Raw genomic sequence first — 26,340 nt, forward strand, 5'->3', positions numbered from 1 at the left:
AGGACAATGTTAGTCCGGTGAATTATTTTTTTTTAAAGTTTAATGTTTTTAACAAACAATAGTTGCATAAGTCAACCATTGTGGAGTACTTTCGCCGAAAGTAAGATTTTTGTATGGAGCAGGTTAAACCATTGGGTTATATTTTAGGTCTTCCTCTTAGGATTTTTTTGAATCAGGTTGCCGTTGAATTTCGAAACAGAGATATTGAACTGACATTCGAACAATTCATTATGCTTCTACTGATCGATTCAAAAGGAGACCTAATTCAGCAGGATATAGCTAATCATTTGCAAAAAGACAAGTCGATTGTCGTTAGACAAATGAATGGCTTAATCGAAAAGGAATATGTGGTTCGTCTTCCCAACAGAACCGATAAGCGTAAAAAAAACCTTATATTAACTACAAAGGGAACTGAAATTATGAATAAAATTACTGAGCTGAATTTTGAAGTATCCTCTAAACTCCTTTCAGGGGTTGACGAGGATGACTACCTCGCTTTTGGCAGGGTATTGAATAAGATTCAGGAAAATGGTGGATTTTTAATTGAACAGAGACAATAAAATTAAATTACAATATGAGAACAATGAAACAAATCAGAAATTTGAGTTTGGGACTAATTGCGCTTGCAATAGTTTCGTGCGGTCAGAAACAACAGGGAGGTGCTCCCGGAGGAGCCGCAGGTCAGGTAAAAGAATATCCTGTGATTGCAGTAACACAGCAGTCAACCACACTTTTTAAAGATTATGCTGCAAAACTTGAAGGACAGCAAACGGTGGAAATCCGCTCAAAGATTGCCGGATACATCGATAAAATTATGGTTGACGAAGGTGCGTTCGTAAAAAAAGGTCAGGCACTTTTTCGCCTGAATGCCAACGATCTTCAGGCAGCCGTGCGTTCGTCTGAAGCTTCAGTTAAAGTTGCCGAAGCTGATGTTAATTCGGCAGCAATCAATCTGGAGAAAACCAAGCCGCTGGTTGAAAAGAATATCATCAGCAAATTTGAGCTGGAATCAGTTAGTTCAACCCTCAAAGCCAAAGAAGCACAACTGGCGCAGGCTAAAGCTAACCTCGAAAATGCAAAGGCCAACCTACAATATACAGTTATTACCAGCCCTGCCGAAGGAACAATCGGCACCTTCCCCTACCGCGTGGGTAGTCTGGTAAGCAGCACTTCTGCCGAACCTTTGACCACAGTTTCGAATACTGCCAAAGTGTATGCCTATTTTTCATTTAATGAAAAGGAATTTTTGACGCTGGTAAAAGGATTGGAAGGAAAAAATCTTCAGGAAAAATTTGCAAAATTACCCGATGTTTCGCTCGTTTTGGCCGACAACTCGGTTTATGAACAGCCAGGTCGCATTGAAACAGCCAGCGGATTAATTGATCAGCAAACCGGATCGATCAACGTCCGGGCTACATTCCCAAATACGGAAGGATTGTTGCGAAGTGGTGGTAGCGGTATGGTACGTATTCCACAGTTTATTAATTCAGCGATTATTATTCCACAGAAAACAACTTACGAATTACAGGGTAAATACTTTGTTTATTTAGTTGGTTCTGATAACAAAGTTCACAATACCGAAATTCAAATAGTCAGCGGCAACCTGAAGGATTCTTATGTGGTAACCAACGGACTGAAAGTTGGCGATCAGATTGTACTTCAGGGAATTGCTTCATTACGAAACGATACCGAAATCAAACCGAAACTGGTAGAAGCCGGAAGCCTTTCAGAGAATACACCAGCTGCTACCAATCAGGGTAAAAATTAAATTCAGACAACTATGTTTCGAAAATTTATAGAACGTCCGATTCTTTCATCGGTCATTTCAATCATTATTGTCATTCTGGGAGTACTCGGATTGATAAGCCTGCCCATTGAGCAATATCCCGATATTGCGCCTCCAACCATTCAGGTATCGGCAAATTACACCGGAGCCAATGCCGAAACTGTACTGAAAAGTGTAGTTGTCCCGCTTGAAGAACAAATCAATGGGGTAGAAAACATGATCTATATGACTTCCTCGGCGAGTAACCTCGGATCTGGTACGATTCAGGTTTTCTTTAAGCAGGGTGTCAACGCCGATATGGCAGCAGTGAATGTTCAAAACCGTGTATCCCGCGCCACCAGCATTCTTCCTGCTGAAGTTACCCGTTCAGGCGTAACTGTTTCGAAGCGGCAAACCAGTATGCTCCTGATTTTTTCGGTTTATAGCAACGTTGACGAATTCGACGAGACGTTCCTTCAGAACTATGCCAAAATTAACCTGCTTCCGCAAATTCAGCGTGTAAATGGCGTTGGCGAGGCTTTGGTTTTTGGAGGAAAAGATTATTCGATGCGTATCTGGCTAAAACCCGATATTATGGCTTCTTATGGTTTGATACCTGCCGACATTACCGCGGCCTTAAGCGAGCAAAATCTTGAAGCTGCGCCTGGACGTTTGGGCGAACGCAACGATCAGTCATTCGAATATGTTCTCAAATACAAAGGAAAGCTCAGTCAACCGACAGAATTCGAGAATATCATTATCAAGGCCGACAAAGACGGAAATATTTTGCGGTTGAAAGATGTAGCCCGCGTCGAACTTGGCGCGCTGAGCTATGGGGTGTCCACTTCGGCCATGGGTAGGCCGGGCATTACAGTTGCCATTTTTCAATCGCCGGGATCGAATGCCCGCGATGTGATTATTCAGTCAAAGAAAGTAATCGAAGAAGCATCCAAAACATTTCCCGCCGGGATTAAATACAAGATTACAATTGATGCCAACGAATTTTTGGATAGCTCAATCGATAAGGTGCTTCATACCTTGCTGGAAGCATTTCTACTTGTATTTATTGTAGTTTTCATCTTTCTGCAGAATTTCAGGGCAACACTGATTCCAGCCATTTCGGTTCCGGTTGCTATTATTGGAACCTTCTTTTTCCTGAATATTTTCGGATTTACAATTAACCTGCTGACTTTGTTCGCACTCGTTTTGGCCATCGGTATTGTGGTCGACGATGCCATTGTGGTGGTCGAAGCGGTTCATGCCAAACTCGACCAGGGTGCAAAAAATGCCAAGGAAGCCGCCGTTTCGGCAATGGACGAGATATCATCTGCCATCGTTTCTATCACCTTGGTTATGTCGGCAGTGTTTATTCCTGTTACCTTTATTACCGGTACAACCGGAGTGTTCTACAAACAGTTTGGAGTAACACTGGCAGTAGCGATTGTTATTTCAGCAGTTAATGCTTTAACCCTGAGTCCGGCTCTTTGCGCCATATTTCTGAAACCACACAACGAGAGTTCGGCACACCAGAATGGCTTTATGAAACGGTTTTATACATCGTTTAATGTGGCTTTCGAAACAATGACTGACCGCTACCGGAAAACAGTCAATTTCTTTGTTTCTCGCAAATGGGTAGCCATCGGACTTATAATAACTTTCACTGCCATACTTATCGTGTTGATGAAAACAACACCGAGCGGCTTTGTTCCAAGTGAAGATACCGGAAAGCTGTTTGTTGATGTAAGCCTACCACCAGCAACCTCGCTTGAACGAACCAAGCAGGTTATTTTTAAAGTTGACAGTATTGCCTCTTCTATACCTGAAATGGACGGACGTACCGCAATTGTTGGAAACTCGCTGATTAGCGGAAGCGGAAGTTCGTATGGAATGTTGATTTGTGCCCTGAAACCTTTTAAGGAACGTAAAGAAAAAGGACAGGATCAGAACAGTGTAATTGCCAAATTATATGCAGCTACTTCAGGAATTCGGGATGCAAAAATAATTATCGTTTCACCTCCAATGGTTCCCGGATTCAGTATGACGAACGGGTTTGACCTTAAACTGGAAGATAAAACAGGAGGAGACATCAAAGTATTTGAACAAAATGCACGGGAATTCCTGGGTATGTTGTCAAAACGTCCGGAGATTCAATATGCCATGACCTCCTTCAATACCAATTTCCCTCAATATCAAATCGATGTAAATGTGGCTCGCTGTAAACAATCCGGCGTTTCGGTAAGTTCAGTGCTGTCAGTCATGCAAGGTTATATTGGTGGCTATTATGCTTCCGACTTTAACCGTTTCGGAAAACAGTACCGGATTATGGTACAAGCGGAACCCAGTTACCGTGGAAACCTTGAAAACATCGATAACATGTTTGTGCGGACTTCATCCGGAGAAATGGCTCCTATTACCGAGTTCATTTCAATAAAAAGGGTTTATGGCCCTGAAAGTATTTCACGCTTCAATATGTACACCGCCATTTCGGTAACCGGAGCGCCAAATTTCGGATATAGCACCGGTGATGCGATTAAGGCCGTACAGGAAGTGGCAGCACAAACGTTGCCTCAGGGTTATGGTTACGAATTCTCTGGATTAACACGCGAAGAAATTGCTTCAGGAAACCAATCGATCCTGATCCTTTTGCTGAGCGTAGTTTTCGTATATTTCCTGCTGGCTGCGCAATACGAAAGTTTTATTTTGCCACTTTCGATCCTGTTCTCTTTACCAATTGGTATTGCGGGTTCATTCATTTTTGCTAAAATTATGGGTGTCGAAAATAACATCTATCTTCAGATTTCGTTGATCATGCTCCTCGGGTTGCTGGCCAAAAATGCCATCCTGATTGTTGAGTTTGCCTTGCAACGCCGCCACCGTGGAATGAGCATCTTGCAATCGGCCATTGAGGGGGCAACAGCTCGTTTACGACCGATCCTCATGACTTCGTTTGCATTTATCGTTGGTTTGTTTCCTTTAGTTATTGGCGGAGGTGTGGGTGCAAATGGCAACCGCTCAATTGGAGTGGGCGCGGTTGGTGGTATGTTAATCGGAACCATGATTGGTATTTTGGTCATCCCAACCATGTTTGCGATATTCCAGACCCTTCAGGAAAAGCTAACAAAACCAGAAAAGCAGCAAATTTCGGAAATGAACTGCCTGGAAGGTGAAGATGAAGAATATGAAGGTTGACGAAAACAGAAACACGAGAATTATGAGAACAAATTCAATAAAAAGGATAATCCTGATTACCGGTTTGGCTGCAACATTGGTTTCGTGCAGCACATCGAGACATTATCAGCGGGGAACAGTATCGACCGATAAACTATTTGGCGACACGTTGGTAACTGATTCGGTGACCATGGCAAACCAACCCTGGCGCGAGCTGTTTACCGAGAACCAACTGCAAAAACTCATTCAGGAAGGACTCGACAACAATCCCGATTTGCTGCTTGCTATAAAGAAAGTTGAAGAAGCTGAAGGCTATTTAAAACAAAGTAAAGCGGCTCTTTTACCCAGTGTTTCAGTAAACGGGAAAGAGGTATATACCCGGAATCCGGAATCGATTTATCCTAACGGTCCACGAGAAGTAAATACCTATCAGCTCTCGGGTGAAGCAAGCTGGGAAGTGGATTTATGGGGAAAGCTGAGCAGTGCAAAACGAGGAGCTTATGCTAATTTTATGGCTAGCGATGCTGGAAGAAAGGCTGTTCAAACCCGCCTAATCTCAAGTATTGCTTCGGCTTATTACACCTTGGCCGGACTCGATGCTAAACTTGCAATTACGCAACAAACCGTGAAAAATAACATCGATTTGGTTGAAACCCTGAAGGTGTTACAGGGAAGCGGTAGGGTAAACGGGGCGGCGGTTGTTCAAAGCGAAGCCGTTCGCTATGCTGCCGAGGTCACTATTCCTGATCTGCAACAGCAAATTCGCGAAGCCGAAAATGCACTTTGTTTGCTGCTTGGCCGTGTTCCGGGAACAGTGGAACGAGGAAAAATTGAAGACCAAACGTTGTCATCGATTCTGAAAACAGGTGTTCCTGCCCAATTGCTCGACAATCGTCCGGATGTGATGCAGGCCGAATTTGCCGTGATGAGCGCTTACGAAACCACCAGCAGTGCGCGTGCCTATTTTTATCCAGCATTAACATTGACTGCATCAACTGGTTTTGCTGCAGCCGATCTCAACAAGTTGCTCGATCCGACATCGTTTGCGGCGAATGTAATTGGAGGATTGGCTCAACCGCTGTTCAACAAGCGCATCAATGCAACTCGGCTCAAAGTGGCCAAAGCCCAACAGGAAGAAGCCTTAATCAGCTTCAGGAATACTTTGCTTAAAGCGGGTCAGGAAGTTCACAATACGTTGGGATTGTACGAATCGTCGGTTCGGAAAATTGCTTTGCGCAAACTACAGCTCGATGCGTTGATCAAATCGGTTGACTACACCAAAGAATTGCTGACTTATGGTTCGGCAACCTATACCGAGGTCTTAAATGCACAAACCAGTTTGTTGTCAGCTCAACTTAACAGCGTGAATGACCAGTTGCAACAACTAAATGCAGTGGTTACGCTATACCGTGCATTGGGCGGCGGCTGGAAATAAAAAAAGTGACAAAGTACCTGAGAGCCTGAGTACCTAAGTCCTCTTCAAATCCGTGAGTGCACACGTTTTGGACTGGTGTTTTTTACTTAGGTACTCAGGTACTTTGCTTCTTAGGCACTTTTATTTTTTATTACTTTCCTGATCAGACTTACATTGCTACTTTTGTCATTCATTTCATTAAAAAATCATTTAATGGCAAAAGTAAACTGGAAACCCGGAACCATGATTTACCCGCTTCCGGCGGTATTGGTTACCTGTGGCGAAACTCCTGAAGAATACAATCTGATCACAATTGCATGGACAGGAACCATCAGCAGCGATCCGCCCATGTGCTATATTTCGGTTCGTCCGTCGCGCCATTCGTACGAAATTATTAAACGAACCGGCGAATATGTGATTAATCTCACCACCGAAGAACTGGCTCGTGCAACCGACTGGTGTGGCGTAAAATCGGGCGCAAAGGTCAACAAGTGGAAAGAAATGGGGTTGACTCCTGCCCCGGCAACCATTGTAAAAGCGCCAATTTTAGCTGAAGCGCCAATAAGCATCGAGTGCAAGGTGAAACAGATTATTGAACTCGGGACTCATCACATGTTTATTTCTGAAGTAGTGAACGTGATTGCCGACGACAGGTACATTGATCCCGAGACCGGTGCTTTCAGCCTGAAAAAGGCAAATCCTTTGATTTATTCACATGGTCATTATTTCAAAATGGGCGACCCAATTGGCAAATTTGGCTGGTCGGTGGAGAAGAAAAAGAAGAAGTGATCAGTCACAATAAGCAGTAGAGGCGCGATGTTTCGCGCCTAATCACTCACCAAAATTTGATGTATCGCACCTAATCACCCACCAAAATTTTATCAATACAAACATTGCTGAATAATCCTTGTTATATCAGCATTCAAATTTTAATAGCAACCATGACAAAAATAACTATCCAGCATACTGAAAACCCGTTATTAAACCCGTTTCAGAATATTCATCAAACAGCGCCATTCAACTCAATAAAAATCGAACATTACCTTCCGGCGTTTGATGCAGCCATCGAGGAAACGAAAGCAGAAGTTCAACAAATTATCGACAATCCATCGGCGCCAGATTTTGTCAATACAATTGTGGCGCTGGATTTGGCAGGCGAAAAGCTGGAGCGAATCAAAGGCATTTTCTTTAACCTGAATTCGGCCGAAACCAGCGACGAAATGCAGGAAATTGCGCAGGAAATTGCACCTAAATTGTCTGATTTAGGGAACGATATCAGCCTGAACGAGCAGCTTTTTGCCCGCATTAAAGAAGTGCACAACCAAAAAGATAATCTGGTTTTAAATGTTGAAGAATCGACTTTGCTTGAGAAAACTTACCGACGGTTTGTTCGTAGTGGTGCAAACCTGAATGAAACGGACAAAGCCAAATACCGTGAAATCACCAAAGAATTATCGACACTCGGATTGCAATATCAGCAAAATGTACTGGCCGAAACCAATGCGTACGAACTGTTGATTACCGACGAAAAAGATTTAAGCGGACTACCGGCATCGGTGATCGAGTTGGCAGCTCAAACAGCTCAGGCAAAAGACAAACAAGGCTGGCTTTTCAACCTTCAATATCCAAGCTATTTCCCATTCCTGAAATATGCCGACAACCGTTCGTTACGCGAACAGATTTTCCGCGCTTCGAGTTCGAGAGCTAATCACGAAAACGAAAACGACAATAAATCAAACATCAAACGGTTGGTTGAACTGCGGTTAGAGAAAGCGAATTTACTCGGGTTCAAAACACATGCAGCATATAAACTTCAGGAGCGAATGGCCGAAACTCCTGAAAAAGTAATCGGGTTTTTAGAAGAACTTCATCAGCAATCGAAACCTTTTGCGCTGAAAGAATTTGCCGAAGTTCAGGAATATGCCAAAAAAGCTGGGTTCGAAGGAATCATCCAACGCTGGGATTGGGCTTATTACTCCGAAAAACTGAAGTCTGAAAAATACGATTACACCGACGAGGAAGTTAAACCTTATTTACAGCTTGAGAAAGTAATTTCAGGAGTATTCCAGTTGGCTCAAAAACTTTACGGACTGGGCTTGAAAGAAAATAAAAGCATCGAAGTTTATCACCCTGATGTGATGGCTTACGAAGTTTATAACGAGAAAGAAGAATTCATTGCCGTTCTGTACCTCGATTTTTTCCCACGCGAAAGTAAACGTTCCGGAGCTTGGATGACCGATTACCGAACTCAATCGAATGTGAACGGAAATTCAGTGAGACCGCACGTTTCGCTGGTAACCAACTTCACGAAATCAACAGAAACTACGCCTTCGTTGCTGACTTTTGACGAGGTGACTACTTTTCTTCACGAGTTTGGGCATGGCTTGCACGGCATGTTGTCGCAATGCCAATACCCCGGAACTTCGGGCACCAGTGTGTATTGGGATTTTGTGGAACTACCCTCGCAGATGCACGAAAACTGGGCCTACGAAAAAGAGTGGCTCGATACATTTGCCGTTCATTTCCATACCGGAGAAAAGATGCCGCAGGAATTGATTCAGAAAATACAGAAAGCGCAAAACTTTCAGGCGGCTTACATGATGGAACGGCAGTTGAGCTTTGCTATGCTCGATATGGCTTATCACCACGGTGGATTGCCATCGGATGTTGACTTGAAAGCTTTTGAAATGAGTGCAATTGCTTCAACTGACTTATTCGAGCCTGTTGATGGAAGCTTGCAGAGCACGTCGTTTTCGCATATTTTTTCGGGTGGTTACGATGCCGGTTACTACAGCTACAAGTGGGCTGAAGTGTTGGATGCCGATGCTTTTTCGGTATTTCAGGAGAGAGGAATTTTTGATCGGGAAACGGCTGATTCGTTCAGGAAAAATATTCTGGAAAAAGGTGGAAGCGAACACCCGATGATTTTATACAAAGCTTTCCGTGGACAGGAACCAACAGCAACAGCACTGTTGAAAAGAAACGGGTTGATCTAAAATAGTAAAAAGTCATTGGTCAATAGGAAATTGTTAAAGGCATCTTTCCGAATGACTAATGACTATTTTTTGTTTTGCTAGATGAATATGACAACAGCTAGAAGGATGATAAACCCAATTGAAAGTCCGGTATAAACCTGCGATTGTGTGTGCTTTTCGAGAACCAGGCGCGAAGTTCCAATCAGTCCGGCTGTAAGTATGAGTAGTGATAAAAGTTGCACCGGGTTTTCCTGAAGCCTGAACGACAATCCTAAGATGCCGCCAACGAGGCCTCCAATAGCTGCAGCATGAATACTGATTCTCCATCTCATTGAAATGGGCAGAAGTGCAATCTGAATCAAGATTGCCCCCAGCAGAAAAACATTGTATGCAGGAAAAACTGGCACCCGTTTCAATAATAGATATCCTAAATAATATGAAATTGAACTGATCAGCAGCGACAAAACGCGATCGGTGTTTTTCTCCATATTCAGGTCAAACTTCGGATTGATTGACAGAATTAAAATGCTAATTGCCGGCAAAATACAAGTTGACAGGAAAACAACCAGAAGCATGTATCTTTTTACATTCCAGGGTAGAATTGAAAAGTAAAAGTCGGAATTAAAAAGGAGCAAAAAGCCAAGTGTAGGAATTAGTAAAGGATGAAAAGCGAGAGATGTGACGCGAGCTATAAGCGACAGAGTTTTATTGTTGTTCATTTATTATTCAATTAATTAACGATTAGTGATTGATGATTAACGATTAACGAAGGAGGCTTTTTCTGATTTTTCAATCTGCAATCGTTAATATCAAATCGTTAATCTGCTATCATTTTAAAGTTCTTTTCTCATACGGGCAACCGGAATCCCGAGTTGTTCACGGTACTTGGCAACAGTTCGGCGGGCAACCAGGTACGATTTTTCTTTCAGGATTAAAGCAAGTTTTTCGTCGGTAACAGGATGCCGTTTATCTTCATTATCAATACATTCAGCCAGTATTTTTTTTATTTCACGCGTCGAGACTTCCTCGCCGGTATCGGTTTGCAAGCCTTCAGAGAAGAAGTATTTCAACGGATAAATTCCGAAATGAGTTTGAATGTATTTGCTGTTCGAAACACGCGAGATGGTCGAAATATCAAGTCCGGTTAAATCGGCAATGTCTTTCAGAATCATAGGTTTCAGCTTGGTTTCGTCGCCATCCTGAAAAAATTCTTTCTGAAATTTAATGATTTCGCTCATCGTAACATACAGCGTATTATGGCGTTGACGAATGGCATCGATAAACCATTTGGCCGAGTCCAATTTCTGTTTCATGAACGTCAAAGCCTCTTTTTTATCTTTCGTAGCACCGATCTTATTTCCTGAATAGGATTTCATCAGATCGATGTAAGTGCTGTTTAGCTGAAGGTCGGGAACATTTTTCTGGTTCAGGCTCAGGTTAAGTTCGCCTTCCAGATTATCAAGCAAAAAATCAGGAACAATAACCTGATTGGATTTGCCCATTGGGTTACTGTATGAACTTCCCGGTTTCGGATTTAACTTCAGAATTTCATCAATGGATTCCTTCAGCTCTTCCTCCGAAATTTCGTATTTCTTCAGGATTTTATCGTAGTGTTTTTTGGTAAATTCTTCAAAACAATCCTTAATGATCCGCGCTGCCAGACTCGTCGAATTCTTTCCTTTTTTTCGCTTGATCTGAAGGAGCAAACATTCCTGAAGATCGCGTGCGCCAATACCAGGCGGATCAAAATCCTGAATAATTGCAAGGTAACGTTCCAGATCCTCCAGTTTAACTTCGATGTTCATGTGAAAAGCCAGATCGTCTGAAATGGAGAGCAAATCGCGCCGGAGGTATCCATCTTCATCAATATTGCCAATAATGTATTCAGCAATCAGTTCCTCTTCTTCTTTTAGGTTCGATAAGCCAAGCTGTTCAATGAGCGAATCGTGAAAGCTAACTCCTGATGAATAGGGCATATCAACCTGCTTGTCGTCTTTCGAATAATTGTTGGCAGCTAAACGGTAATTCGGAATATCTTCATCGTTGAGGTAATCGTCCAATGAAAATTCGTCATCTGACTGAGAATCATCGGTATCTGTATCATCAAAACTTTCATCAAAATCTTCACCTTCAACCAGTTCAAGAATCGGGTTTTCTTCCAATTCACTTTTTATCCGTTGTTCGAGTTGCATGGTAGGAATCTCCAGCAGCTTGATAACTTGTATCTGCTGTGGAGAAAGCTTTTGTAATAACCGCTGCTGTAAACTTAATCTCTGGTCTGCCATTCCGAATCAACTTTTCCCAAAATTAAGATTTTTAATCGAATCATATAACTTCGAGATTTAAAAAGAGGAGAAGTCAGTAATTCTCAGGATGCAAGCAATGGCTGAAAATTCAGATTATTCCTGAACCGGATATCCAAATTCAGTAGTTTCTTTCATAATTCGTCCGCTGTTGTGAACCCTTTTTACTTTTTTAGGTTTGTGAAACGGAAGAACTTTGGTTGGCGAACCATACAAATTTCTTTTCCTGAACAGATAAAAACAGGTGCCGGCAGTTATTCCTGAAAACTCTGATATTGAAGGTACTATAAACGCCAGGAGGTTATCAGTGCCAACATAAATCTGACCGAAATCGCGATTAAACTGAATCGCAAGAGGAATATTAGTGTAAGTATTTCCAATTATTGAGTACCCTGTGCTAACAGTGAATTTTTTTGAAACATCAAAATTTGCTGAAAGTAAAAGGCTATTGTGGTTAAAGTTTTTGAGACTGATATACCGGTCGATCAGGTTAATTTTTACGGTTGGACTAATCTGGTAATTAACTCCCGCATACAAGGTTACCGGCAATGGTGTTGAAAACCTGGTTCCATCATTCGTCAATTGAAAAATACTTGAAAATGAATTGGTGAACGAAACGCTATCAGAGCTTTTGGAAATAACCTGTTGCCCATTTACAGAACTGGGAGGGTCAAGGCTTGTTGGTTTCATCGGATATTCTCCATCAAATATCTTCGAATTCAGGTTGGTTTTCCAGAATATTTTCCCCAGATCGATTACACTCATTGAAACCGACAGTTTAGGGGTGATTTTATATTTGATGCCCAAATCGACTCCGACACCTGGATTTCCGGAATTGAAGACATAGCTGCTTATCGATGAAATATCAGGGTTACCGGAAACGGTTCCATCAGGGTTAACATTAGTTGCTTCGGGCATTGAAAAGTATCCTTTTCCCCAGGTCTTTAAAGCGTATGTACCTGGCTGATCCTGACTAATTGCTCCTGAAATCTCCGAAGAAAAAACTGATTTGCCAAAATAAAGTTTTGCCCTTATTCCTGCTGTCAATTTGTGATTTTTCTGAGGAAGGGAATAAGCAATGCTGTATTCCCGATAATGAATGACTTGAACCGGAATATTTTGCACTTGATCAACAAAGACACTTTTAATTTCAGGAAGAATCATGAATTCGCTAACCGGACCTTTCACCGAGGCTGAAAATGCTACATTTTCCATGATCCGGAAATTCAGAAATCCAAAGTGAGAGCGATAGGTAAAGGTTAGTAACTCTGTTTCCAGTTTTTGATTGTAGGTGGGTTGCCCAACCATACTTTTAACAATATCAATGTAATCATCGTCTTTATTCTCCCCTGAAATTAATTTTGAGAACAGATTTTGAATTTCCTTTTGATTGTTAAACCCGATATTCGTTCCGGCAAGAGGGAAAATGCTAAAGGTGAATTGAGCGTCTGAAGTCAAAAATGCAGGGTTGTAACTCGACGAATTAAACTGATTTTCAATTGGATAAAATGACATATTTGTCTGAGCCTTACCCTTAAAGATTAAGACTAACGCCAAAAGTAGCATTAATAACAGGTGCTTTCCGTTCAGACAAAGCCTCATAATCATGATTTTAAGGACTCAACAAACAAAATTCGCCAAAGTTGCTGAATCCGTCTTTTACGGGTTAAACAATTTTGTCATTGTGATTACATAAACCACAAATTTAAAATTCCTGAAAGTTATAACGTAGAATTTTAAGGTAAGGTATAAGTTGCATTAACTTAACCTTATATCTGAGAATTATTTTTCAGCATTATCTTTTTTGATCAGTCCGGTTCGATTAACCGAAATATTTTTTCTTCTTTTATAAAAGGGAAGGTATTCATTTTCTTCATAATTCATTTTATTCCGGAAAAGGAAAAAACACATACCAAAAGTTATACCTGAAAAATCTGCCGATGATGGGAGAAGAAAAGAAAGAAAACTATCCGTTCCGACGAAGTATTGACCTCCATTCCACTGGTAAGTTAGAGCCAATGGGATGTTGGTGTACGAATTTCCAAGGATTGCATAACCCGTTGTAATTTTGAGATTTTTTTTAACATCGAAGACTCCTGTTAGTGTAATGCTGTTGTAGTTGAGGTCCTTTTTTTGAATAAATCTGTCTACAATTCCGATGTTCAGTTTTGGATTAACCTGGTATTGCAACCCTGCAAATAAAGTTAAAGGCATCGTCGTTGAATAAGAAGTGCTGTCAATATCAATCTTATACAAATCTGGAATAGATTCATAATCGGTCGAGAAATTTTCACTTTTTGTTAGCGTAGTTTGGTCGCCTGAGATGATAAATGCCTGAGGGAATTGGTATTCGCCTTTATAAATCATCGTATTCAGATTTTTTTTCCATTTGATCTTTCCCACATCCAGAACGCTTGACGAGACCACCAAATCAGGTGTAATTTTGTAGGTAAAACCAATGTCGAAACCGGTTCCGAAATTTCCTGAGTTCATGATATATTTACCAATTGTAAAATCATTAGTCTGATTAACAGCAGTTAGTTGTTCCTGATCATTTTTTATGATTGTAACGGGGAATGACATTTGAACCCGATTGCGGGTTGTCATAAAATACTCAGAATTTCTTTCTATTATTTCGCCCTGAATATTAGAATTCATCGAAAACTTGCCATAGTATACTTTCGCCCTGATCCCCACCGAAAGCTTGTTTTTGATTATTTCGTTGGCATACCCAAGGCTGTATTCACGATAGTGCATGGCAGCTGCCGGGAACAGCTGTGGCTTATTTAGAGTCACCGTACTGAAGTCCGGATTCGTTAAGAACTGTGAGAACTGGCCTTTCAAATTCGTCATCATCTGCATATTTTCCTTAATCGAAAAGTTAAACGTTCCGAGATGTGAATGATAACCAATATTAAGTAGCGGCACTTCCATTCTCTGGTAAAATAAACCAAGATCCAGCATACTGTTGAATACTGCTTTAAGATCTTCGGTTGTTTGACTACCTTTTATTACATTGAGAACCATGTCCTTAATAACAGACTGATTGTTATACCCTACGCTCATTCCGGCTAAGGGTAAAATACTGAAAGTAAAATTTTTCTGAGAAGTTAAAAATGCAGGGTTGAAATTTGATGTGTTATACTGGTCGGGCGTATTGTAAAAAACCATGTTTGTTTGAGCATTACCATGTAACGTCAAAATCAACAAATAAGTTAGAAATAGAAAAACTGGTTTCCCTTTACGTTGATATTTCATACAACAATTTAATCATAGTACTTGGAGATCATCAACGCCTTCGCCCGGCTTAATCAGACAATTTCTCCGCCGGCAAATATCATTAATTTATATATAACTAAAAACATCAGTCAAATTCAATTTTTTTTTATACCAGCTAAAAGTGAAAAGAGTAATTAATTCCTTAATTCGATGATGAGTTAACTAAAATACTATTGGGAATCGAAAAGTGGAACTTACTTCCCTTTCCGGGGAAACTCTCTACCCAAATCTTTCCTCCATGCTTTTCAACAAATTCCTTGCAAAGCAATAGTCCAAGACCTGTTCCCTTCTCTTCATTAGTGCCTAAAGTGGTGTGGTTCTGATCAATCCGAAACAACATCGAGATTGATTCTTCATCCATTCCAACTCCATTATCCGACACAGATACCACCAGATCATTAAGCATTTGCTTCGCTGAAATACTAATTTCACCGCCCACATTGGTGAATTTTATGGCATTCGAAATCAGGTTTCTCAGTACGGTATTAATCATAGCCTTGTCGGCAAAAAAAGAAAGATTAGAGGACGTTTCCAAATAAATAGTGATTGATTTTTGTTGAGCCAGGGCGAGGAATAACTCAGCTACCTTATTTATGGAAGTAGAAATGTCAATCTTTTCGGGAGTATAAACGATACGCCCTGTTTGCGACTGTGACCATTCCAATAAGTTCATCAACAAATCCATCGCTTGCTGAGAAGAGTTCTGAATAATACCTGCATACTTTTCAATCGAAGCATAATCCTTTTCCTCGATCTGCCTTATCAGCAAATTGCTAAAACCAATAATACTATTGAATGGACTTTTCAAATCGTGCGCAATAATGGAGAAGAATTTATCTTTGGTGGCATTAAGGTTTATAAGTTCTTCATTTTTGAGTTTAATTTCAGCTTCATCCCGCATTCGTTCAGTAATATCAACAATTAATCCATGCCATAACATGTCCCCGTTATCCAATTGTTCTGGCAATGATGAAATATGAAACCACCTGATGTCTCCTTTTACAACAACACGTCCTTTCCAGTTGAATGGCCGCTTTTGTTCAATTCCCTCCCGATTTAATCTGGTAAAGCTTTCCAAATCATCGGAGTGAATGGCTGTGAAAATGGCATGGTTATCCGCGAGCAAATCTTCAACACTCAAACCGAGCATTTCTGCCATTCTTGGACTGACGTATTCCAAGGCAAATGTACCGTCTGGTTTGGTTTTCAGGATATATACTCCAACTGGAATTTTTGAGACCAGATTGTCATACTGCTTCTTGCTTTTGAGTACTGCCTCTTCGGCTTGTTTACGTTTAGTAATATCAATCCCTACCCCGGTGAAATATTCCTTTCCATTAATTGTTAACAGGGAGGCTGTGAAATACATCGGAATGGTTTTACCATTTTTTTTCTGCAAGTTAGCTTCTGCCGTACCAAAGCCATTTAAAATAGTCGCCTTAACACCATCATTAACTGCTATTTGACTATCGATGTCTCCTTTATACCAATCCAATAATTTCTTGTGCGATAATTCTTCACCAGTATAACCAGTCATAATTTCGTGCTTCGTATTCCATCGAACCAGGTTTCCCTCTAAATCGTAAAGATAGATTATGCCTGGAATACTGTTGAAAATGGCATCGATAAGTGCCTTTTCTTTTGCCAATTCATTCTCTATTTGCTTTCGCTCGGTAATATCCCGGGCAATAACCATCATGTTTTCAAAACGATTGTTTTCGAATATCGGGACAAAGAAACTTTCATAATGTCTGAAACTTCTATTATCACCCTGAGCTGTATGTTCAACATATTGGGTCGAATTGGTTTGTTTCGAGATGTTAAAGGCTTGCTCGTATATCGGTTTTGAATCATCTTGCAGAAAATCGATATATGTTTTTCCCTCAATATCTTTCACAGAAAAACCCTCAGCAAAATGGTTCAGAAAAAGGTATTTTCCATCGCGGTCATATAAAGCGATATAGTCGGGAATCGTATTTACCAGCTTGCGCCATTTTTCTTCACTTTCGTGCAAAGCCTGATCGGCCAGTTTACGCTCGCTGATATCTTGAAAGGCTCCCTGAATTTTAACAATTTTCCCTTTGTCGTCAACAAATGCTTCTCCAGTTGTTCGTATCCAAACACGCTTTCCCTTTGCTGTGATTATTTCCATTTCCTCATCATAAGGGGTTCCATTTTCTGAACAATTGGTAAACAGCTGAGTGATTTTATCGCGCCATTCAGGGGCATAGAAACTAATCCCTTCATCTATTGATGGATTATATCCAATGGGCATTTCGTGAATTTTTGCCACCGTATCAGACCAAATCACTTTATTACTGGCAGCGTCTACACTCCATCCTCCAAATTTAGCCGTTTCGCCTGCAATTCTAAGAAGTGAATAATTGGCATTGAGTGCTTCATCAGCTTGTCTGCGGGTGGTAATATCCTGCGAAACGACCATTCCGGCAATAATCTCATCCCGATTATTCTTAACCGGAAGAATATTTACCGAATAGCTGCGGCCATTGAATTCAGAAATCAAATTTTCAGTTGATCTTCCTTCCAGCGCATTCATATAAATGGGCGCCAGACGATTGGCTCTTTCAGGTGGAAGTAATTCCCTTAACGTTTTGCCTTCTATGTCGCTGATTGTGAAGCCAAACTCAGAAGATAAATGGCCTTCAGCAAGAATAAAACGAAGGTTATGATCAAAAAGAAAGATAGAAGTATCCGGCAGGTTTCGGGCCAAAAGACGATAATTGGATTCGCTCTCCTTCAAGGCTTCTTCGGCTTGCTTGCGCGCGGTAATATCAATGCCGCTACTCTGAAGTGCATATCCTATTCCGCGCCCATCTATTAAAACCTGATCAGTAATCAGCAAAGTCTTGGTGCCGGTTGGTAGTTCAAAAGTATATTCATATTCTTCGCCAATGCCCGATTCAATTACTTTTTGGTTTCTTTCAAGGTACTTTTGTGCCCCTTCCTGAGGCAAAAAATCAAAGATCGATTTGCCAACTATGTCATCAACATCCCCGCCAAAATGTTTGGCAGCCCTGGAGTTGACTAAATGGTAAATTCCATCTTTATCGATAATGACAATGGCGGTACCTGAATTTTCGAAAAGAGATTTATATTTCAGATCTGCGATTGCTTGTGAAGCTAGACGCACCGAAGCAATTCCTCGTGATTCCTTTCTCCCTATTTTCATTTTTGCAATTTGGTTACCAACTATATTTCACAACCGAAAATTAATGACATACCGATTTTGCCAATACTTCGATTTTGTAATTGCTCAAAATATGTATGCGTAATAATAATTCAGCTTAAAAAATTACAACTTATGATTCACAACATCGCACTACAAAAGGGTAATAAATTTAATAAAATAAATCCTCATTTTCAAGGCTTTCGGGCAAATACTGGCATTTCACCTTTCACCGTTCTTTGGAATCGTGAAATAAAACTTACTTCCTTTACCTATTTCGCTCTCAACCCATATTTTTCCACGATGTTTTTCGATGAATTCCTTGCATAAAATCAGTCCTAAACCAGTCCCAATTTCATTTTGTGTGCCCATCCTTATGTTGTTTTCGTCGATGCGGAACAATTTACCTATCGCTTCTTTTTTTATACCTATTCCATTGTCGGAAATCGAAATTTTTAATTCATCCAGCTTCTTTTCCGCAGAGACGATAATCTGACCGCCTGGATAGGTGAATTTGATTGCATTTGAGATAAGATTTCTCAGAATCGTGTTAATCATGGCTTTATCGGCAAACACAAGTAGATTTCGAGGTAATTCTTTAATAATTGTAATCGATTTCTGATGAGCTGATTCGTTGGATAGTTCGATAACCTCGTTGATCAAAGAGCCTAATTCAATATATTCACGCGAGAACTCCATTCGTCCGGTTTGTGACCTTGCCCACTCCAAAAGGTTCATCAATAAATTAAAAACTGTTGTCGAAGATTTTTGAATGATTCTGGCATACTCTTCAATTCCGTCAAAGTTTTTTTCCTGAATTTGCTCTACCAGAAGGTTACTTAAGCCCAAAATACTGTTGAACGGACTCTTTAAATCGTGTGCTATAATTGAAAAAAACTTATCCTTAGTGGCAACGAGTTCACGTAAATGAGCTTCGTTTTCTTTTAGGGTCTCTTCATTCCGCATGCGCTCAGTAATATCAACAAATGTGGTTGCAAAATAGCCCGGATTGGGCGAAAATACTGAAATCTGAAAATGACGGTCAAGAGGAGGAAAATAAGTTTGAAAGAAATGAGGTTCGCCTGTTTCGGCTACTTTTGCATAAATATCGAGATATGGTGCAGGTGTTGAACCATAAAGCTGGGTAGCCAGAACTCCTTTGGCATTTTCAGCCTGAATACCTACTTGTTTTTCGAATGCTGGATTGATATCAATAATTTTATAATCAACGGCCTTATGAGTGTCGTCGTAAACAAGCTCGTGAAGTGCAAACCCTTCGGACATTTGAGTAAACAAAGTGCGAAATTTATTTTCACTTTCTCTTACGGCATCTTCACTTCGCTTCCGCTCGGTGATGTCCTGAATTACGCCAAATACGGTTCTTCTTTCTTTGTCGAATGTTGCAATTGAGTGGATATTTTTTATTATTCCTGTATCTACAGTTTTTATTTTAAACTCAATGTCGTACGGAAGGTTTTCTTCGATTAAACTCTTCATCGCTTCATTAAGTGAAGGCCGGTATTCGGATAATGCGATTGACTTGATAATCGAATAATCAATCTGATTTGAATCGAGCCCGTAAATCATTCTGGCTCCTTCTGATGTGTATATTGTTTGAGAATCGAGATGAAGTTCCCAGTTCCCTGAACTTGAGGCTAGTTCAGCCCTTTTCAGCCTGGCTTCGCTCGCTGCAATATCATCTTCTGACTTCTGACGCAGAACACTCTTCCATACTGCGTCCATCATTAAACTCAATTGGATAATGTCAATGTTGTTGTAATCATCCTGTTTGTTAGCTACACCCACAACAGCTACTATCTTCTCACTGCTGAAAACAGGAATTGTCAGGAATTTATGCAATTGAGCATGACCTTCTGGAATTCCCATTTTTAAACAATTGGGTGCCTCAAAATCATTTATCATTATGGACTTTCTCTGCCGAACCGCTTCGCCCCAGATGCCAGTCTTATCTAATTCATAAACAGTTTGTGGTTCCATTACGCTGCATTGATGCATAACTTCCTTAGACCACGTATTTAGGTTAAATTCCCTTTTATTTTCATCGTAAAAAAAGATGTAGCCGATTTTACTTTTAGTGAGTGAAATAGCTTCCTCTAAGGCAAAGTCAAGTAATTGCTGAATGTTATTGGCCGAAAACTGGTTGATCCGATAAAGACTTTCAAATCTGGACATTTCTTGTTTTATCTCTTGTTCGGCTCGCTTTCGGTCACTTACATCGTGCACGATGGAGTGAATCAAGAGCTTTCGATTGACTTGAATGCTACTGCTAAATACTTCTACATCACGAATGGAGCCATCAGCCAACCTGTGGCTGAATTCAAAATAATTTTGCTTATTCATTTTGGCTCTTTCTATCGATTGCATGACCTCCCCGGGAGAAAATGTATTGATTTCCTGAATCCTCATTTGTTTGAGCTGCTCTTTGGTCCAACCGTAAAAGGTCTCAGCAGCTCGGTTTGCGTCAATTATATTTTCTGTATCGGGATCAATGATCAATTTTATAGCAGCATGGTCTTCGAAAATCTTGCGGAATAATTCTTCGCTATCCCTCAGTTCTTTCTCTTTATTTCTGTACTTTTCATTTTCGGCTTTCAGTTCATCGATCAGTTTCAGGGTTTCTGTATGGCTTTGTTCCAACTCATGGGTACGTTCGGCCACCAGTTGCGATAAACGTTCATTTTCATTGAGTCTCTGATTGATAAATTGCTTTATTTTTAACATCGCACCAAGTTGAGCAATGAGTTCTGCTTCATCAATGGGTTTGTGCAAAAAAGCTTCCGCCCCAACCTTAATTGCTCTGATGCGCTTTTCTTTATCTTCGTTTATCGCAGTCAGAAAAACCACAGGAATATTACATGTCTGTTTATCCAATTTCAACTTTCGACAAATTTCAAAGCCATCCATATCAGGCATAATGATGTCGAGCAAAATAATATCCGGATTCTCAAGAATGGCAAATTCAATTCCTTTTTTACCTGATAAAGCAGTAACGAAAACCGCATCAGGAAATGAATCTCTTATAATAGCCCCAAGTGTAATCAGGTTGTCTTTGTTAGCGTCAATCGCGAGAATTTTTATCATATTTCCTGCAATTTATTTAGTGATTATGCCAATGGGAATTGTAAAATAAAAGGTTGAGCCTTTCATTTGGACAGATTCCATCCAGATTTCTCCGCCCAACATTTCAACCAAACTTTTGGAAATGGCCAACCCCAACCCATTACCTCCATATTTCCTGGAGTCAGCCGATTCAACCTGCCTGAACCGTTCGAATATTTCGTCGTGGTATTCTTCGGGAATGCCAATTCCAGTATCGCTGACCTGAAACTTAACACAGTCTCCTGTTGTTTTAAATCCAAGTTTAACGGATCCTTCTTTGGTAAATTTTATAGCATTACTTACCAGATTGGTCAAAACTTGCCGTAAACGGTTTTCATCACTTCTTATCCAGATTTCTTCTTTTGGACTTGATGGATCAATTATCAGCTCAATACCCTTATCCTGAGCAATGAACGTATATTCTTTCTGAACGGTAGATATCAGTTTCTGCGCAACAAATGGAAGTTTGTAAACAGATACCTGCCCTGCCTCAATCTTCGAAAAATCCATGATATCACTAATAATAGAAAGCAGATAGTTACCACTGTTAAAGATTATTTTTGCAAATTCAGGTTGTTGGTCAAAATCAAAATCTGGATCAGCCATCAATTCAGAAAAACCAATAATACTATTTAACGGAGTGCGAACTTCATGGCTCATGTTAGCCAGAAATGCCGATTTTAACCGATCAGATTCCTGCGCTTTTTTTAGTGCAATATTTAATTCTTGTTCTGTTTTTTTGCGTTCAATGGAAATGCTGATCTGATGCGAGATAAACTCAAGCATCAACAAATCTTTTTCAGTGTATGCCTCCGGATTATCATAGCTTTGAACAACAATGGCACCAACAGCCTTTTTATCAGCAAACAATGGAACTCCCAACCATACTTTTGACATTGTTCCATATATTTCAATCTCTCCCAGCTCAACTAATTTGTTCACCTCAGGTTCGCGTAGCAGTAGCGATTTTTGGTTTTTCACGACATATCCGGTGGCTGATTTCTCGGCTGACCATGTATTTAATACATCTTTTTCGTCCTTTTCATAAATGGTTGAAAGCATATTTGTTTTTTCATCGTAGAAGGCGATAAAAAAGTTATTTGAGTTGAGTAGTTTCCCAAGCTCAATGCTTATAAATTCAATTAAATTAGGTAAATCTCCTGATGAAAGTGCCGCCGTTGAAATGGAATACAGCATTTGCTGAACTCTATCGGCCTTTACTTTTTCTGTTATATCGAACTGAGTCCCCCACATTCGTATTAAATGGTCGTTTTCGATAATTCCCATCCAGTTATTGCTAAAAACCAAGTGTTTCCCGTCAGAGTCTATTTCATTGGTAATGGCATTTTCAATGTGATATCCGTTTTTTACAAAATCGCGCATGATTTCGCGGTTAACCGGATTATTGCGGCCGCCATGAAAATAGAGATGACTTTTGCCTAACATTTCACTTCGGTCTTTGATCCCGTACATCTTCAGGAAAGCATCATTACATTCAGCAACAAACATATGGTCGTAAATGAAATCGACCTGTTCTTCAATCATTAAGCTTATATCAACAGGCTGGTCAGATTCGAACCGATAAACTCCCTCTGAAACCTGAGAGACAAACTGCCTGTAGCGCTCTTCACTTTCTTTGAGTGCCCGTTCAGCTTGCTTGCGTTCAGTGATATCGCGATCAATTCCCAACACCAGTTCGCGATCGCCAAGGGTGACTATTGATGTTGAAATCTCGATTGGAAAGATGTGTCCATCTTTATGAATGTGTGTTCCTTCTTTGTGAATGGTACCGTATTGCCTGAGTTCCTCAAAATAGGCTTTACGTTCCTCTCTCGATCCTTCTGATTCATTGAGAAAATCAATGGAACGGCCAATCATTTCATCGCGTGTGTATCCATTCATGCGACAGGCTGCTTCGTTGCAATCCATGATCGGCCACGAATTTGTTGGATGGTATGGATCGATTAACACAATGGCATCAGGTGAGGAATTGAACAACCCTTGAAACAATTGGACGCTTTCTTGTAGTGCTTGTTCCGATTTTTTTCGTTCAGTAATATCCTGAAATATTTCGAGCATGGCTTTTTTGCCCTTAAATATCATTCCTGTGTGGCTGATCTCAAATATCCTTCCCTCAAAAACTCCTGATGATTCAAAGCTTGCAGTTTCACCAATTTTTATTCCTTCATTTAATGGACAGCCGATGCATTGAGTTTTATCGTCACGATAGAACTCCCAGCATTTTCCTCCAATAGCATTCTTGCCGAAAGTATTTTCAAAACTCCCGTTCTGAAATAAAATATTTCCATGTCCGTCAACGATGTTCATGCCGAAAGGGATGGTCTTTAGTAACGATTGATTGAACTCATAGCTTTCTTTCTGTGCTTCTTCGGCAAATTTATGCTCCGAGATATTTAAAACAAGTCCTGAAGCAATTAGCGGTCTTCCTTCTGAATCTCGTTTTGTAACCGAACCAATATCATAAAACCATTTATATTCTCCTGATAAAGTTTTTATCCGGTATTCAATCTCATATTTATCAACCAATCCGGATAAATGGTTTCTCATGGCATTCATGGCAGGTTCATAATCTTCAGGATGAACCAAGGCGGTAAAATCGGTGTAATGTTTAAATTTTTCAGGAGAATAACCCAACATTTCGGCTTTCCGTTTTTCGAAAACAACATCACCTGTAGTCAAATCCATTTCCCACCATGCCATTTTTGCCGTGCTCATTGCAAGTTCCAATCTTTCAACATTTTCACGTAATTTGTCTTCAGCCCACAATCGTTCGCTTATGTCGAGAAATGACCAAACCCTGCCTTGGGGTTTGCCATCCAGATACATTGGTTTCGACACTCGCTCAAAAACGCGTCCATCTTTAAGATTTAATAAATCGGTAGATTCTGCCTGAGAATTTAAATACAATTTCTCAATCCTGGCGACAATCTCTTCTGGGTTAACTAACTGATCTAGAATATAATTTATTAATGTTTTGTCGTCTCCTGAGGCCATGATATTTTCAGGTACTTGCCACATTTCGACAAATCGCGAACTGGTTTTTATTACCTTCCTTTCATGATTAACGACAAGTATTCCATTGTGAATTGATTCCAGTGTTGATTCTGTTAACAATAATGAGTACTTCAATGCTTCGTTTGCACGCTTTCTTTCGGTGATATCGCGAAAAGTTCCCATGATACAGGATTTCCCCTGAAAGATTACTTCTGAGGCCAGAATCTCAACCGGCACTTCCAGTCCATCAGAACGAAGCACACTATTTTCAACAGCATAAGAATTTATCCTGTTCTTAATCTGTTCTTTATGCTTATTAAAGGTGTCGTTGGTATAATCTTTCTTAACCGGCGGATGAAGTTTGGACTGGTGAATTCCGACCAGCTCACTTTGCGGACGAAGCATTAACCGGGAAGCAGCTTCGTTGGCGTCAACTAGAATACCCGATTCAATATCGGCAATAAAAATGGCATCGGCCGCTTTTTCAAAGAATTCGCGAAATTGAACTTCGCTTTGCTGAAGAGCCAGTTCTGCTTTGCGGCGTTCAGAAATATCTCTGATAATTGTTTGAATGGCGGGCTTACCCATGTATATTACAGGTATGCCTAAGACTTCAACATCAACCAGTTCACCTTTTAATGAAACAAATTTTTCTTTTATAAATGTTGAAGGCTGACTTGTCGAATAAATCTTCTTTATTCTTTCTAAAGAACCATTTCTGTAGTCAGGGTGAACATAGTCCATCAGCGGCCTTTCGATCAATTGATCGAAGGAATCGGCTCCGGCAATTTTTAAGGCCGCCGCATTTGCGAATACGAATTTTCCGCTTTCATGAATTACTACAGCGTCAGGCAAAAGATCGACCATGGTTCTGTATTTCTCCTCGCTTGCAACCAGGGCTTTTTCTGCTCTTCTTTTCTCCGTAATATCCTGCAGTATGCAGTGTGTTTGCTTAAATTCTCCTTTTAAATCGTAGCCAATCCGTCCCTCAAACGCAATAAATAATTTGATCCCGCTTTTATGAACCATCTCGAACTCGCTGTGTATAAAACCCTGGGCTTTAAACAGTGGAAACCGCTTTCTGAAACCGTCCTTATACTCGGGTGAAAGAAAATCGCCAAACCATTTCCCAATAACTTCTTCACGAGTATAACCCAATGTATCTAACCATTGCTGGTTTACTTCAATAAAGTGTCCATCGAAATTGAGAGACTGGTAACCCAAAGGTGCCTGATTAAATAACAACTGAAATCGCTCTTCGCTCTCCTTAAGCGCTCTTTCGGCATTTATCCGGTCCGAAATATCACGAACCATCCCTTCGGTACCTACGATTTGCCCCTCTTTGCTACACAACCATTGAACATTCATTGAAGCCCAAAATGCTGAGCCATCCTTTTTTTTACCCTGAGATACATAATCTTTGATTTTCCCTTCGGTGCGCAATATGGAAATTAATGAATGGCGTTCCTTTGGATTAAAATATAGTTGTTCGGCAGGTTGGCCTAATAGTTCATCGATTGACTGATAGCCATACATTCTAAGTGCAGAAGGACTTAACAGAGTAAATCTTCCGGCCAAATCGGTCTGAAAATAGGAATCCTGAAGATTTTCAAATAAATTTTTAAATTGTACCTGGCTTTGCAATAGTGCCTTGGTTCTTTCCTCAACCAATTGCTCCAACTTTTCCTTTTCGGTGCGTTTCAGTTCGCCGGCAGCCTTTATTTTTACCATAGCCTTTATCTGCGCGATAAGTTCTGTTTCTTCAATAGGTTTTGAAATGAATCCTTCAGCTCCAACTTCAAGAGCTTTTATCCGATTTATTTTATCGCCTTTTAATGCTGTTAAAAAAACCACGGGGATATCGCTCACCCGTTCGTCTGATTTTAAAAGGCGACAAACTTCAAAACCATCCATGTCAGGCATAATGATATCGAGCAGTATCACATCCGGATTATGAGCTATGGCCAGCTCAATTCCTTTTGAACCATTTAAAGCAGTATAAACAACAGACTCAGGGAAAGTATCATGAATGATAGCCTTCAGACTGATCAGGTTATCGTTAATGTCGTCGATTGCAAGGATTTTTGCCATAGTTTTATTTTTTGTTACACTGA

General features: G+C 40.4%; 13 protein-coding genes. 6 read left to right on the forward strand and 7 right to left on the reverse strand.

The window, feature by feature from the left end; translation table 11 throughout:
* Positions 1–113 precede the first annotated feature (113 nt).
* From AQPE_RS09855 to AQPE_RS09880, 6 genes are all read left to right on the forward strand, one after another.
* Positions 114–560: a MarR family winged helix-turn-helix transcriptional regulator gene (locus AQPE_RS09855; protein WP_318350888.1), complete on the forward strand. Its 447-nt coding sequence runs from the start codon at positions 114–116 to the stop codon at positions 558–560.
* Between the two features lie 14 nt (positions 561–574).
* On the forward strand, positions 575–1,768 hold the full coding sequence (locus AQPE_RS09860; RefSeq protein ID WP_318350889.1) for an efflux RND transporter periplasmic adaptor subunit: 1,194 nt from the start codon (positions 575–577) through the stop codon (positions 1,766–1,768).
* 12 nt (positions 1,769–1,780) lie between these two features.
* A complete protein-coding gene (locus AQPE_RS09865; RefSeq protein ID WP_318350890.1) occupies positions 1,781–4,954 on the forward strand; it encodes an efflux RND transporter permease subunit in 3,174 nt (1,057 codons plus the stop codon).
* Positions 4,955–4,976: 22 nt separating this feature from the next.
* Positions 4,977–6,368 (forward strand): efflux transporter outer membrane subunit, encoded by a 1,392-nt coding sequence (locus tag AQPE_RS09870; protein ID WP_318350891.1) that lies wholly within the window; start codon positions 4,977–4,979, stop codon positions 6,366–6,368.
* 192 nt (positions 6,369–6,560) lie between these two features.
* Complete coding sequence (locus tag AQPE_RS09875) at positions 6,561–7,136, forward strand: flavin reductase family protein (protein WP_318350892.1); 576 nt, start codon at positions 6,561–6,563, stop codon at positions 7,134–7,136.
* 152 nt (positions 7,137–7,288) lie between these two features.
* Complete coding sequence (locus AQPE_RS09880) at positions 7,289–9,343, forward strand: M3 family metallopeptidase (protein ID WP_318350893.1); 2,055 nt, start codon at positions 7,289–7,291, stop codon at positions 9,341–9,343.
* 77 nt (positions 9,344–9,420) lie between these two features.
* Here AQPE_RS09880 and AQPE_RS09885 read toward each other — a convergent pair whose 3' ends face one another.
* From AQPE_RS09885 to AQPE_RS09915, 7 genes are all read right to left on the reverse strand, one after another.
* Positions 9,421–10,041 carry a phosphatase PAP2 family protein gene (locus AQPE_RS09885; RefSeq protein ID WP_318350894.1) on the reverse strand — a complete coding sequence of 207 codons (621 nt, stop codon included), beginning with the start codon at positions 10,039–10,041 and terminating at the stop codon, positions 9,421–9,423.
* Between the two features lie 114 nt (positions 10,042–10,155).
* Positions 10,156–11,607 carry an RNA polymerase factor sigma-54 gene (gene rpoN / locus AQPE_RS09890; protein ID WP_318350895.1) on the reverse strand — a complete coding sequence of 484 codons (1,452 nt, stop codon included), beginning with the start codon at positions 11,605–11,607 and terminating at the stop codon, positions 10,156–10,158.
* Between the two features lie 114 nt (positions 11,608–11,721).
* Positions 11,722–13,140 (reverse strand): DUF5723 family protein, encoded by a 1,419-nt coding sequence (locus AQPE_RS09895; protein WP_318350896.1) that lies wholly within the window; start codon positions 13,138–13,140, stop codon positions 11,722–11,724.
* 267 nt (positions 13,141–13,407) lie between these two features.
* On the reverse strand, positions 13,408–14,883 hold the full coding sequence (locus AQPE_RS09900; protein WP_318350897.1) for a DUF5723 family protein: 1,476 nt from the start codon (positions 14,881–14,883) through the stop codon (positions 13,408–13,410).
* Positions 14,884–15,046: 163 nt separating this feature from the next.
* Positions 15,047–18,094 (reverse strand): PAS domain-containing protein, encoded by a 3,048-nt coding sequence (locus tag AQPE_RS09905; protein ID WP_318350898.1) that lies wholly within the window; start codon positions 18,092–18,094, stop codon positions 15,047–15,049.
* A gap of 219 nt (positions 18,095–18,313) precedes the next feature.
* Entirely contained in the window at positions 18,314–21,193 is a 2,880-nt protein-coding gene (locus tag AQPE_RS09910) for a PAS domain S-box protein (protein WP_318350899.1), read from the reverse strand.
* 12 nt (positions 21,194–21,205) lie between these two features.
* The gene (locus AQPE_RS09915) at positions 21,206–26,317 is read right to left on the reverse strand and encodes a PAS domain S-box protein (RefSeq protein WP_318350900.1); all 5,112 of its coding nucleotides are present in this window, start codon (positions 26,315–26,317) and stop codon (positions 21,206–21,208) included.
* Positions 26,318–26,340: the final 23 nt, after the last annotated feature.

This window comes from Aquipluma nitroreducens (assembly GCF_009689585.1).
GTDB classification, from domain to species: domain Bacteria; phylum Bacteroidota; class Bacteroidia; order Bacteroidales; family Prolixibacteraceae; genus Aquipluma; species Aquipluma nitroreducens.